A 12,963-nucleotide genomic window follows, 5' to 3' on the forward strand; every position below is an offset into this window, starting at 1 on the left:
TCACCATGGAAATCAATGTTAATGGCCGGGTGGTTCCACTCGGCAATCTCGCGCCCGAGACCCCGCTGTTGTACGTTTTACGCAACGATCTGCACTTGAATGGCCCCAAATACGGCTGCGGCCTGGGGGAGTGCGGCGCCTGCACGGTGCTTATCGACGGCGTCGCCGCTCGCTCCTGCTCAATGCCGCTGGCCGCGGTAGGAAGCAAGTCCGTCACTACGCTGGAAGGCCTGGGAACAGCGGAAACGCCGCACCCGGTGCAGCAAGGGTTTATCGATGAGCAGGCGGCGCAGTGCGGTTACTGCGCCAATGGCATGATCATGACGCTGGTCGCGTTGTTCGAACGCGAGCCGGATGCAGATGAACAGACAATCAAGAAAGAGCTGGCCTACAACCTGTGCCGCTGCGGCACCCACCTTGAGATCTTGCGCGCCGCCGAGCGCGCCCGCGATCTGCTGGCTGCGCGGAGGCAAGCATGAGCCGCCTCGAACTGACCCGCCGACAGTTGTTGCAGGCCGGGGGTGTGGTGATGGTCAGCAGTCTGCTGCCCGCGCCGTTTAACGCCTTCGCCGCCGAGGCGGTTTCATCGCCTGCCGATCTGCCGCTGGATCGGGTGGACAGCTTTATCAGCCTCACCGCCGACGGCCGGGTGACGGCCTTCAATGGCCACGTCGATCTCGGCACCGGCATTCGCACCGCGCTGGCGCAGATCGTCGCCGACGAAATTTGCGCGCCGTTCGAGCACGTCACGATGATCCTGGGCGATACGCAACGCACGCCGGATCAGGGGCCGACCATCGCCAGCGCCACCATCCAGGTCACGTCGGTGCCGCTGCGCCAGGCGGCGGCGCAGGTGCGACATATGCTGACGGCGCTGGCGGCCAAAGCCTTCGAACTGCCGGCCGACCAGCTGACGGCGGCCGCGGGGCAGGTGTTTGTGACCAAGAATCCGGGGCGCGCCTTGAGCTATGCGCAGCTGGCGAGCGGGCAGAATCTGCACGTGGCGCTGGATAAAAACGTGCCGCTGAACGGTGAACAGCAGAATCGCTACGTCGGCCGCGCCGTTGCCCGAGTCGACATTCCGGCCAAAGTGAGCGGTGGGCTGACCTACGTGCACGATCTGCGTTTGCCCGGCATGCTGCATGGCCGGGTGGTGCGCCCGCCTTACGTAGGCGCCGACAGCAGCGCCCCGCTGGGCGGCGGCCTGTTGTCGGTGGATGAACGTTCGATCGCGCACCTGCCGGGCATCGTGAAACTGGTGGTGATCAACGATTTCATCGGCATCGTGGCCGAGCGCGAAGAGCAGGCGGTCGCCGCCATGCGCCAGCTGAAAACCGAATGGAAACCCTGGGCCGGCTTGCCGGATCTGTCGCCGGAAGCGCTGCCTGCCGCGCTGGAGGCCAACCCGAAAACCGACCGCGTGCTGCGCGACGATGCGGGCACGGATGCCGCGCTGGCGGCGCTGCATACTGAAGTGCGGGCTGATTATGTCTGGCCCTACCATCAGCACGCCTCGATCGGCCCTTCCTGCGCGGTGGCGGAGGTTAAAGACGGGCGGGCGCAGGTGTGGTCCGGCACGCAAAACCCGCACGATCTGCGCAAAGACATCGCCACGCTGCTGGAATTGCCGCCTGAGCAGGTGCACATCACCCGTATGGAGGCCTCCGGCTGCTATGGCCGCAACTGCGCCGACGACGTCTCGGCGGACGCGGCGCTGTTGGCGCGGGCGACCGGCCGCCCGGTGCGGGTGCAGCTGATGCGCGAACAGGAATCCGGCTGGGAGCCGAAGGGCACCGGTCAGCTGATCCGGGTGCGCGGCGGCCTCGACGCGCAAAACCGAGTGGCGGCCTACGAGTTGAAAACCAGCTATCCGTCCAACAATGCGGTGACCTTGCCGCTGGTGTTGACCGGCAAGATGGCCAACCGGGCCGACGTGCAACAGATGGGCGATCGCACCGCCATTCCGCAATACGCGTATCCGCACATGCGGGTGATTTGCCAGGACGCCGCGCCGATCGTGCGGGCGTCGTGGATGCGCGGCGTTTCGGCGCTGCCCAACGTGTTCGCCCATGAGTCCTGGATCGACGAGCTGGCCTGGCGCGCCGGCGAGGACCCGATCACGTTTCGCCTGCGTTACCTGAACGATCCGCGCGCGGTGGCCTTGATCGAGGCTCTGAAGCGCCAGGCGAACTGGCAAGACGGCCCGGCGCACCGGTCGCGCGCCGCCGGCGCCGAAGTGGCGAGCGGCCGCGGCTTCGCCTATGCGCGCTATTTCCACAGCAAATTCCCCGGCTTTGGCGCCGCCTGGGCGGCCTGGGTGTGCGATCTCAGCGTCAACCGCCTTTCCGGGCAGATCACGCTCGATAAAATTTTCGTGGCGCATGACTGCGGCCGGATGATCAACCCGGCCGGGGTGCGCCATCAGGTGCACGGCAACATTATCCAATCCGCCAGCCGGGTACTGAAAGAGTTTGTGACCTTCAACGAGACGGGGGTGACGTCATTGGACTGGGGCGGCTATCCGATCCTGCGCTTCGACGAATTGCCGCAGGTCGATATCCAGCTGATCGACCGCCCGGACGAAGCGCCGATGGGCGCCGGAGAGTCCGCCTCGGTGCCGAGTGCGGCGGCGATCGGCAACGCGCTGTTTGACGCGCTCGGCGTGCGCCTGCGGGAGGTGCCGTTCACACCGGCGCGGGTGCTCGCCGCGCTGCGCGCTCAGGCCGGCCATTAACCCCCCGTAACGAACAAGGACAGCAAAGATGAGTAAGATGAAAAAAATCGTCGGGTGGGGCGGCGTCACGGTGATCGCCGTTGTGGTCGCCGGCGTGGTCGCCAGTTGGCAGCCGGAAATCGCGCCGCTCGCCGCCGATGCGACCCACAGTTTCAGCGAGGCGCAGATCGCGCGCGGCAAAACCCTGGCCGATCTCGGCGACTGCGCCGTGTGCCACACCCGTGCGGGCGGTGAGCGCAACACCGGCGGGCTGGCGATGGAGATCCCCTTCGGTACCATTTACACCACCAACATCACGCCGGATGTGGAAACCGGCATCGGCAGCTGGAGTTACGCGGCGTTCGAGCGCGCCATGCGCCACGGCGTCGATCGCCAGGGCCGCTATCTCTATCCGGCGTTTCCCTATACCGCCTTTACCCGCACCCGCGACGACGATCTGCAGGCGCTGTACGCCTACCTGATGTCACAGCCGGCGGTCAAATACCGGCCACCGGCCACCGATTTGCACTTTCCGTTCAATATTCGCCAGGGCATCTTTGCCTGGAACCTGCTGTTCCTGACGCCGGGCGCGATGCAGGACGAGGCGGCCCAGAGCGCCGACTGGAACCGCGGCGCGTACCTGGTCGAAGGGCTGGGGCACTGCAGCGCCTGCCATTCGCCGCGCAACGTGCTGTTCGGCGAGAAAACCGGTGACGACCATCTGGACGGCGGCGTGGCGGAAGGCTGGACGGCGCCGGCGTTGACCGGCCGCTCGCCCGCGCCGCTCGATTGGACGCAGCAGGATCTGGTCGAGTTTATGCGCACCGGCTACTCGGCCAACCACGGCGTCGCCGCCGGCCCGATGGCGCCGGTGATCGAAGAAGGCCTGTCGCGCTTGCCGCAGGCCGATCTGCAGGCGATCGCCGTCTACTTGCGCAGCTATCATCCTGAAACGGCGGCGGGCGCTACGGCGGCAACGTTAAACGCTCAGGCGGAACGGCAGGTGGAGCCTCTGAGTTCGGAAGGGGCGCGGCTGTTTTCCGGCGCCTGCATGGCGTGCCATGCGCAGGAAAAAGGCGCGCAGATGGCGGGGGTGCGGCCGTCACTGGCGCTGAACACCAACCTGTTCGCCGACGCGCCGGACAACGCCATTCGCGTGGTGCTGAACGGCATACAGCGGCCGGCGAACGCCGAGCTGGGCTATATGCCGGGCTTTCGCCATAACCTGAATGACGCGCAGATCGCCATCCTGCTCAACTACCTGCGGCAGCATTACGCCGGTCAGGCACCGTGGCCCGATTTGACGGCGCAGGTCGGCCGCTTGCGCGCCGAAACCGCGCAGAAATAGCCGCCGGGGGCTGGACAGCCGCGCCGTGTTGGCGACAATAGCGCTTTTCACATGGACAGAGGCAGTAAAATGAATACGTTAGACGCAATCCGTCAGCGCCGCGCTACCAAGCAGTTTGATACGCAGCACGTGATGACGCTCGAAGAGAAAAAAGCGCTGTTGAACATTGCGCTGCAGGGCGCACCCAGCGCGTTTAACCTGCAGCACTGGCGTCCGCTGCTGATCGAAGATCGCGCACAACGCGAGAAAATTCGCGAAGCGGCGTGGGGGCAGGCGCAGGTGACCGACGCATCGATGCTGGTCGTGCTGTGCGGCGATCTGTCGAGCTGGGAGTCACAGGTAAAAACCGTTTGGGCCGAGGCGGCGGAGCCGGTACAGCAGTTCATGATCCCGGCCGTCGATCAGTATTATCGCGGTAAGCCGCAGGTGCAGCGCGACGAGGTGATGCGCAGCAGCGGCATCTTCGCCCAGACGCTGATGCTGGCGGCCAAGGCGCAGGGTTACGACTCTTGCCCGATGGACGGGTTTGATTTCGACGCGGTGGGCGAGATTATCAACAAACCGGCTCACTATCAGATCGCGCTGATGGTCGCCATCGGCAAGGCGGTGGGGCAGCCTTATCCGCGCATCGGCAAACTGCCGTTCGACGAGGTGGTGAAAACCGATCGCTTCTGAGCTGAACGGTGAATGACAAAAGGGAAGGCTTGCGCCTTCCCTTATTTTTTTGTGACGCACAGTTCGTTCCAGTAGCTGAAACGGATGCGCCGTTGCAGGCGGTGATGCCACATAGAAAAACTCCTTCTACCCTACACGGTTTAAATAAATAGCACCGCGCCGGACACAAGGCGAATGCCTTATTGTGCATAGCTTGCCCATCGGGCGGGATTAACTGATTTTACCGGCCCGGTGCGCGGCGGGCGCCCATCGCCAGCCGAAGTTCATGCCCGCCGCCGCGCCGAGAATGGCCAGCGTGCCCAGCAACTGCAGCAGGCTGAGACGGTGCCCGAACGCCGCCCAGTCCACCACGATCGCCACCGCCGGGTAGATGAACGACAGCGTGCCGACCAGAGCGGTGGGGATTTTCTGGATCGCACCATAGAGCAACGTGGACATCACCCCGGTATGCACCAGGCCGAGGGTTGCCAGCAGCAGCCAGTCGGTCTGTTTCGCGGGAAGGTGGGCCAAAGCGGCGAACGGCGCCATCGCCAGCGCGCCGACGGTCAGCTGAATCAACACGAGCAGCTGCGGCGGCAGCGCGGCCAACTGTTTGACGATCGCCGCCGCCAGGGCGTACATCAGGGCCGCGCCCAGCGCCAGCGCCACGCCGAGCAGATAGTCGCCCTCGCCGCCACCGCTCTGCCGGCCGGTGACGATCAACACCATCCCCGCGAATGCCAGCAGAAGCCAGCCCAGCCGGTTAGCCGTCAGTTTTTCGCCGAACAGCAGCGCCCCCAGCGCCACCAACATAAACGGCTGAACGTGGTAGGTCACGGTGGCGACAGCGATCGAAGCGTGCTGATAGGCAGCAAACAATAGCGTCCAGTTGAGCACCAGCGCGATACCCCCGAGGATGGCGACAGCCAGCTGCCGCCGGTTGATCGCGCCGGGTTTCAACTGCCCAAGCGCGGCGCAGGTCGCCAGCATCGCCAGCGCGCCGAACGCGCAGCGCCAAAACACCACCGTGGCGGGCGGCTGCCCTAAAACAAGTACCGGCCAACCGACGGTGCCGGAGATTGTCATGGCGAGGATCATTTGCACTGCGCCGCGCGTTGTCGTTTTCATGTCATTTTCCTCGTTGCCTGGCCGTGCTTGTGATGAAGCCGCTTAGTCATTAAAATGAACAACTGGACATTATGATGAACATGGTTGACGGTGTTCGTCAAGTCGAACAATTGAATGGTATAATGAACAATGAGCGATAACCTGATGCAGAACATCACGCCGATCGGCCTCTTGTCGGCGGCAATCCGCCGCGAGCGGGAGCGATTGAATCTGTCGGTGACCGAGCTGGCGAAGCGCGCAGGCATCGCCAAATCCACGCTGTCGCAGCTCGAAGCCGGCAGCGGCAATCCCAGCCTGGAAACGCTGTGGGCGTTGGCGATGGCGCTGGATGTGCCGGTCAGCCGGCTGATTTCACAGCCGAGCAGGCCAGTGCAAGTGATCCGCGCCCATGAAGGAACGCCGGCGCTGTCGGAGCAGGGCAACTACGCCGCCACGCTGCTGGCCACCTGCCCGCCGGGCGCGCAGCGCGACATTTACCGGCTGCGGGTGCAACCCGGTGAAACGAAATGCTCGCGGCCGCATCCGCCGGGCACCGTCGAGCACGTGATCATCAGCAGTGGACGGGCGCGCCTTGGCCCGGTGGATCAGCCGCAGGTGCTGAGCGCCGGGGATTACATCAGTTACTCCGCCGATCGCGAGCATATTTTCGAAGCGCTGGAGCCGGAGACCACCGCCGTCATGTTGATCGAGCAGGGCTAGCGCGGCGTTGATGGTTCGTTTATTGAAAATGATTCTCAATTATATTAGTGTGCCCGCCTGTTTTGACGCCGGGACGGGCGTATGGCCCGGTGTCGCTGCTTAACGCCCTTCAAGGACCGAAGATGAAAATCGCTATTCCTTCCATACTGTTACTCGCCGGTTTGACGGCGACGCACCCGGCCACCGTGTTGGCCGCTGCACCGCCCGCTGCGGCGGATCAGGGCCAGAACGACACGGCCAACAACGATTTCAGCTTCGTGCGCTATCGTGCGGATTATCGCGTTAACGCCAACGCCACCAACGTGAAGACGGAAAGCTACGAAGTGCTGCTGAAAACCAAGGCGGCGGTCGAAAAATTCAGCCAGATCCGCCTGAGCTACAGCGAGAAAATGGAAACGCTGGAGGTGGTCGCTGCCTATACGCTGACCGCCGACGGCCAGCGCCACGATGTGGCGCCCGATCGCATCTACACCCAGGAGAGCTACTCCAGCGCCACGGCGCCGCTGTATGCCGACCGCAAAGTGCGCGTCATCGTGTTCTCCAACCTGGCGCCGGGCTCGCGCGTGGTGTACGAACTGCGCCGCACGCAGAACACCCCGTATTTCCCTGACTATTTCGGCCTGTGGGAGACCTTCAGCGTTTTCGATCAGTTCGACGACGCCGAAGTGACCCTGCAGGCGCCGGCCAAGCTGCCGATGCATATCTTCACGCGCGGCGTCGAGGGCGGGGACCAACCGCAGATCCGCAACGGCCAAGCGCACTGGCGCTGGCATTATTCGCGCAGCGCGCCGATGAAGGCGCAAAACTGGGCGGCGGACAGCTGGACCTTCAGCCCGACCATCATGGCCAGCACCTACCGCGAGTGGCCGCAGTTGGCCAAGGCCTACCAGCTGAAGGCCGGCGCGGCGGCGAAGGTGACGCCGGGCATTCAGGCGCTGGCGGACAACATCACCGCCGGCATCAGCGATCGGCGCGAGCAGGCGGAGGCGCTCTATCGCTGGGTGGCGCAAAACATTCGCTACGTGGCGGTGTACCTGGGCAACGGCGGGCTGGAGCCGAATTCGGCGCAGAGCATTCTCGATAATCACTATGGCGACTGTAAGGATCATGTGGTGATCCTGGAGGCGCTGCTCGCCGCCAAGGGCATTGAAAGCTCGCCGGTGCTGATCGGCATGGATGAAGGCCCGATACTGCCTAATGTGCCGCTGCTCGGCCGCTTTAATCACGCCATCACCTACGTGCCTGAATTCAATTTGTACCTGGACTCAACCAATCCCTGGGCGCGGTTCGGCCAACTGCCGGAGGGGGATCTGGGGGCGCCGGTGCTGCTCACGCGCGACGCCAAACTGGCGCGCACGCCGGGCAGCGACGAGCAGCCGGTCAACAGCGCGCTGAGCGTCGATTTTGTGTTCGACAAGGCGGGCAATCTGCATGGGCAAACCGAGCGCCGGCTGAGCGAAGTGGAAGAGATTGACCTGCGGGGCTACTTCTCGCAGATCAACCGCCAGAACCGGGCGCAGGCCGAAGCGACGATCATGTCCGCCTCCGGCATCGACGGCAGCGGCGAGGTGGCGATGAACAGCGATCCGCTGGATCTCAAAAAGCAGTTCGGTTACCGCTTCCGCTTCAAGGCGGACGACTACGTCGATTTCGGCGTGGTGGGCGGCATGACGTTGCCCAACCCGCCCGGCGGCAAATCGTTCCGCACGCTGTATACCACCACGGCGGCGCCGGGCAACGAAACCCCGTTCTACTGCAGCGCGCAGCGCTACGACGAAACCTACCGTCTGCAGCTGCCGGCCAACGTGCCGATTATCGCCATTCCGCAAGACAGGCAGTTCCGCAATGCGGCGGGCGACTATCGCGTGGCGTGGCGGCGCGACGGGCAGCAGGTGACCGTCAATCACCGCCTGCAGGTGAACGCCATTCGCGGCAAGGAAGCGCTGTGCCAGGCGCAGGATTACCCGGCGTTCCGCGAGCTGTTCCAGCAGGTGCGGCGCGGTTTCCGCGGCCAGGTGGTGTACGGCGAATTGGCCAACGGCAAATAAGCCGCTGCCCCGTAGTCGGATAAAAATGGCCCCCACTCAGATGCCAGTGGGGGCCGTAGCGTTCCCACTAAGCGATCTTAACCGCGCGCACCTCTTTGGATCTCAACTTCACGCGGATTGGCACCGATTTGTACGAAGGCGTGCCGCTCTCCTCATCGATGTAATGCAGCGGCACCAGCACGTTGGCTTCTGGGTAGTAGGCGCCGACCGAGCCGGCTGAGATGTTGTAGGCGATCACCGTGATGCCTTCCAGGCGCTGGGTGCTGCCGGGCAACGCCGTTTCCAGGTCGACCACGTCGCCATGCTCCAGCCCCAAACGTTGCAGATCGCTGTCATTCATAAACAGCACGTCGCGCCGGCCGAAAACCCCGCGATAGCGGTCATCCAGGGCATAAATGGTGGTGTTGTACTGATCGTGGCTGCGCAGGGTGATCAGCCGCAGCGTATTTTGTTCCGCCGCAATCTGGTCTTCGTGTAACCCGCTGAACACCGAAAACATCGCCTTGCCCGTCGCCGTCGGCCACTGGCGTTCGGTCGGCGGCAATGGCATGCGGAAACCGCCGGGTTGGCGAATGCGCGCGTTGTAATCGTCGAAGCCCGGAATGGTTTTTTCGATCAGATCGCGGATCACGTCGTAATCTTCGATCAGTTCATCCCAGGGCACCTTGCTGGCGGGCATCACCGCTTTGGCCATGCCGGCCACAATGGCGGGTTCCGAACGCAGCAGTTCCGACGCCGGTTTTAATTTGCCGGACGAGGCATGCACCATCGACATCGAATCCTCCACCGTCACCGATTGTCGCCCGCCGGCCTGCATGTCCAGTTCGGTGCGGCTCAGGCAGGGCAGAATGAGGGTTTCTTTCGCCACCAACAGATGGCTGCGGTTGAGTTTGGTGCCGATATGCACGCTTAACTCCAGCGCTTTCATCGCCGGGAAGCTCTGATCGGGGTCCGGCAGCGCTACGGCGAAGTTGCCGCCCAGGCAGATCAACGCCTTCGAGGCGCCGTCGATCATCGCCTGCATGCATTTCACGGCATCGTGACCGTGGGCCTTGGGTGGCGTGAAGCCAAACACCGTTTCCAACTTCGCCAAAAATTCGGCCGAGGGTTTTTCGGTGATGCCGACGGTGCGATTGCCCTGCACGTTAGAGTGGCCGCGCAGCGGGCAAATGCCGGCGCCCGGTTTGCCGATGTTGCCGCGCAGCAGCAGCAGGTCAGCGATCAGGCGCACGTTGGCGGTGCCTTTATTGTGTTGCGTAATGCCCATACCGTAGGTCACGATGGTGGCATTGGATTTCGCGTAAGCGGCGGCGACCTGTTCCAGATCCCGGCGCGCCAGGCCGCTCTCCGCCTCAATCGCATCCCAACCGGTGGCCTTCAGGTCGGCGGCGAAAGCCGTAAACCCTTCAGTGTGCTCGGCAATAAAGGCGTGATCCAGCGCATTGCCATGCTCATCATCCAGCTGCAGCAACGCTTTGGCGATGCCTTTGAGCGCCGCGGCGTCACCGCCGGCTTTGACCTGATAGTAGGTTGAAGCGATCGGGGTCGAACTGTAGGTCGCCATTTCGATGACGTTTTGCGGATCGGTGAAACGTTCGAGCGCCCGCTCGCGCAGCGGGTTAAAGACAATGATCGGTACTTTTTTGCGCGCCAGCTCATGCAGCGTGCCCATCATGCGCGGGTGGTTGGTGCCCGGATTGTGCCCGATGGAGATAACCAGCTCCGCGCTGTCAAAGTCGTCCAGCGAGACGGTGCCTTTACCGATGCCGATCGATTGCGGCAGGCCAACGCTGGTCGGCTCATGGCACATGTTGGAGCAGTCGGGAAAGTTATTGCTGCCAAATTCACGCGCAAACAGCTGGAACAGGTAGGCCGCCTCATTGGACGCCCGGCCGGAGGTATAAAATTCCACCTGTTCCGGCGGCAGCGTCTGCAAGACGGCGGCGATGCGTTGGAACGCCTCGTCCCAGGCCAGCGGGCGCAGGGTGTCCGTCCCGGCGTCATAAAACAGGGGCGTGGTCAGGCGGCCATAGTCTTCCAACTGATAATCGGTTTTTTGCAGCAGTGAGGTCACGGTATTTTGCGCCAGGAATTCGGGCGTCACGCGCTTGCTGGTCGCTTCCCAGGTCACCGCTTTGGCGCCGTTTTCGCAAAACTGAAAGGTGGAGCGATGCTCTTTATCCGGCCATGCGCATCCCGGGCAGTCAAACCCGTCGGGCTGGTTGGTGCGCATCAGTGTCACCGGCGCTTCTAAGGTATCCATCTGTGTGCGCACGGCGATGGCCGTCGCTTTCAGCGCGCCCCAACCGCCGGCGGGCCCATCGTAGGGATGGACACCGGGTACTGCTCGTCTTTTCGCCATTATTGATTGCCTCCGACACCGCTTACGACAAATGCAGGTGATTGATTTAAAGATAATATTTTCGTTATCGTCTAAGAAGGAAGGCAGACACCGCCGTCGTCAAACGCGCGCCTGTCGCTTCAGTATAGATGAGTAAGAAAGGGTGCAGCGGCAGTCAATGCGGGGAAGTAGCGGCCCGTCTAATCGAAGGCGGGCCGCCGGGGCGTTACTTTTTCACCACCAGGCCCACGCCGCGGCCACGCGGATCGGACGCGGTTTCCGGCGTGCGGCCATCGATGCGGATGACCTGAATATCCCCCATGTTCCAGCCCTGGTCTTCGAGGGTGTAACCCATGGCCTTCAGCTCGTCCGCCGGTTTGCCGGTCAGCGGCGCAAAGCTGTCATAGTAGACGGTATCCTTCGGCAACAGCTGATGGTGCACGCGCTGGGCGGCCACCGCCTGCGCCAGCGGCAGGTGGTAATCGTAGAGGTTGTTGATCACCTGGAAGATCGAGGTGAAGATGCGTGAACCGCCCGGGGTGCCGATCACCAGGGTGACGTCGCCGTCGCGGGTGATGATGGTCGGGCTCATCGAGGAGAGCATGCGTTTGCCCGGCTCGATGGCGTTGGCGTCGCTGCCCACCACGCCAAAGGCGTTGGCGACGCCGGGTTTGGCGCTGAAGTCGTCCATCTCGTCGTTAAGCAGGAAGCCGGCGCCTTTGACCACCACGCCGCTGCCGAAGTCCCAGTTGAGCGTATAGGTGTTGCTGACCGCGTTGCCGGCCGCATCGACGATCGAGAAGTGGGTGGTTTGGTGGCTTTCCAGCCCCGGCCGCACCCGTTCGGTCGGCGAGATCGCCTGCGGATTGATCTCGGCGGCGCGTTTTTGCAGGTAATCAGGGGCGATCAGCTGCGCTTCCGGCACGTTAGTGAAATCCGGGTCGCCAAGGTAGTCGGCGCGATCGGCGAACACGCGTTTTTCGATTTCCGCCAACAGGTGGATATAGCGCGCCGAGTTGAGCGGCACGCCCTTGAAGTCGGCCGCGCGATCTTCTTTGATCCCCAGCAGCTGCGCCAACGCAATGCCGCCGGAGCTGGGCAGCGGGGCGGTATACACGGTGTTGCCGCGCCAGCTGATGCGCATCGGTTCACGCCATTTCACCCGATAGTCGGCCAAATCCGCCGCGCCGATCAGCCCGTTGTCGCGCTGCATTTGCGCCACCAGCAGGCGGGCGGTTTCGCCGTGATAAAAATCGTCGGCGCCCGATTTGGCGATGCGCTCAAGGGTGGCGGCCAGCTCCGGCTGTTTAAACACCGTGCCGGGCTTCATGGCGCCGAAATAGTCGCCGAAGTTGGTTTTACCGGCGAACAGTTTGTTGGCGTCTTCACGGTACTGATACTGCTGGTCCGCCACGGTGAAACCTTGCCGGGCGTAACCTATCGCCGGCGTCAGCAGTTCGGCCCACGGCAGCTTGCCGAAACGCTTATGGGCTTCCCACAACCCCAGCACGGTGCCCGGCACACCGGCGGCGCGGCTGCCCACCAGGCTGAGATTTTCGATCACTTCGCCTTTCTCGTTCAGATACATGGTCTTGCCGGCGGCCTTGGGCGCCACTTCGCGGTAGTCGAGGAAATAGGGTTTGCCGTCGACGTACAACGTCATAAAGCCGCCGCCGCCGATATTGCCGGCTTCAGGGTAGGTCACCGCGAGGGTAAAGGCGGTGGCGACCGCCGCGTCGACCGCGTTGCCGCCGGCCTGCAGAATGTGCGCGGCGACCTTGGCGCCATACTGATCCGGGGCGGCGACCGCGCCGGCGGTCAGATCGGCGGCAAAGGCGGCGGGAACGGTGCAGGCAAGGGCCACGCTCAGAGCTATCGTTTTCAATAAACCGGCAGACATAGAAGATCCTTTTAGCGATGTTCAGTTATCAGGTGAATTCAACTAATTATTTTGAAACAGCAGGTTAGCGCGTTTTCTTCGGGTTGTTGCGACGCTTTATTGAAGGTAGCAGCGGTCAGGCGGGGCCGCCTG

General features: G+C 63.2%; 9 protein-coding genes. 6 read left to right on the top strand and 3 right to left on the bottom strand.

The window, feature by feature from the left end:
• Positions 1 to 5: 5 nt before the first annotated feature.
• From ACTJJ6_RS16735 to ACTJJ6_RS16750, 4 genes are all read left to right on the top strand, one after another.
• Positions 6 to 479, top strand: coding sequence for a (2Fe-2S)-binding protein (locus ACTJJ6_RS16735; RefSeq protein ID WP_049299295.1), 474 nt, complete (start codon positions 6 to 8; stop codon positions 477 to 479).
• Positions 476 to 2,734, top strand: coding sequence for a molybdopterin cofactor-binding domain-containing protein (locus ACTJJ6_RS16740; RefSeq protein WP_440802380.1), 2,259 nt, complete (start codon positions 476 to 478; stop codon positions 2,732 to 2,734). Before ACTJJ6_RS16735 ends, ACTJJ6_RS16740 begins: the two co-directional genes overlap by 4 nt.
• A 28-nt stretch (positions 2,735 to 2,762) precedes the next feature.
• Entirely contained in the window at positions 2,763 to 4,061 is a 1,299-nt protein-coding gene (locus tag ACTJJ6_RS16745) for a c-type cytochrome (RefSeq protein WP_337055299.1), read from the top strand.
• A 69-nt stretch (positions 4,062 to 4,130) separates the two neighbouring features.
• Entirely contained in the window at positions 4,131 to 4,736 is a 606-nt protein-coding gene (locus tag ACTJJ6_RS16750) for a nitroreductase family protein (RefSeq protein WP_016927666.1), read from the top strand.
• Positions 4,737 to 4,946: 210 nt separating this feature from the next.
• Here ACTJJ6_RS16750 and ACTJJ6_RS16755 read toward each other — a convergent pair whose 3' ends face one another.
• A complete protein-coding gene (locus tag ACTJJ6_RS16755) occupies positions 4,947 to 5,843 on the bottom strand; it encodes a DMT family transporter (protein WP_440802377.1) in 897 nt (298 codons plus the stop codon).
• A 129-nt stretch (positions 5,844 to 5,972) separates the two neighbouring features.
• On the opposite strand from ACTJJ6_RS16755, the gene ACTJJ6_RS16760 reads away from it, so the two are divergent.
• Both ACTJJ6_RS16760 and ACTJJ6_RS16765 read left to right on the top strand, forming a co-directional pair.
• Complete coding sequence (locus ACTJJ6_RS16760; RefSeq protein WP_176063136.1) at positions 5,973 to 6,542, top strand: helix-turn-helix domain-containing protein; 570 nt, start codon at positions 5,973 to 5,975, stop codon at positions 6,540 to 6,542.
• Between the two features lie 122 nt (positions 6,543 to 6,664).
• Positions 6,665 to 8,590, top strand: a complete 1,926-nt coding sequence (locus ACTJJ6_RS16765) for a DUF3857 domain-containing protein (protein WP_049299288.1) — start codon at positions 6,665 to 6,667, stop codon at positions 8,588 to 8,590.
• A gap of 67 nt (positions 8,591 to 8,657) precedes the next feature.
• On the opposite strand, the gene ACTJJ6_RS16770 is transcribed toward ACTJJ6_RS16765, so the two are convergent.
• Positions 8,658 to 10,955, bottom strand: coding sequence for an FdhF/YdeP family oxidoreductase (locus tag ACTJJ6_RS16770; protein ID WP_197834884.1), 2,298 nt, complete (start codon positions 10,953 to 10,955; stop codon positions 8,658 to 8,660).
• A gap of 202 nt (positions 10,956 to 11,157) precedes the next feature.
• Positions 11,158 to 12,831, bottom strand: a complete 1,674-nt coding sequence (ggt, locus tag ACTJJ6_RS16775) for a gamma-glutamyltransferase (RefSeq protein ID WP_016927671.1) — start codon at positions 12,829 to 12,831, stop codon at positions 11,158 to 11,160.
• Between the last annotated feature and the right edge of the window lie 132 nt (positions 12,832 to 12,963).

It is taken from the genome of Serratia sp. 22278, assembly GCF_052045405.1.
In the GTDB taxonomy this organism is placed as follows: domain Bacteria; phylum Pseudomonadota; class Gammaproteobacteria; order Enterobacterales; family Enterobacteriaceae; genus Serratia; species Serratia marcescens.

Bases quoted from the DNA above. Each gene is read 5' to 3' on its own strand.
- ggt (WP_016927671.1), bottom strand. From the start codon at position 12,831: ATGTCTGCCGGTTTATTGAAAACGATAGCTCTGAGCGTGGCCCTTGCC.
- ACTJJ6_RS16735 (WP_049299295.1), top strand. From the start codon at position 6: ATGGAAATCAATGTTAATGGCCGGGTGGTTCCACTCGGCAATCTCGCG.
- ACTJJ6_RS16755 (WP_440802377.1), bottom strand. From the start codon at position 5,843: ATGAAAACGACAACGCGCGGCGCAGTGCAAATGATCCTCGCCATGACA.
- ACTJJ6_RS16745 (WP_337055299.1), top strand. From the start codon at position 2,763: ATGAGTAAGATGAAAAAAATCGTCGGGTGGGGCGGCGTCACGGTGATC.
- ACTJJ6_RS16765 (WP_049299288.1), top strand. From the start codon at position 6,665: ATGAAAATCGCTATTCCTTCCATACTGTTACTCGCCGGTTTGACGGCG.
- ACTJJ6_RS16740 (WP_440802380.1), top strand. From the start codon at position 476: ATGAGCCGCCTCGAACTGACCCGCCGACAGTTGTTGCAGGCCGGGGGT.
- ACTJJ6_RS16750 (WP_016927666.1), top strand. From the start codon at position 4,131: ATGAATACGTTAGACGCAATCCGTCAGCGCCGCGCTACCAAGCAGTTT.
- ACTJJ6_RS16760 (WP_176063136.1), top strand. From the start codon at position 5,973: ATGAGCGATAACCTGATGCAGAACATCACGCCGATCGGCCTCTTGTCG.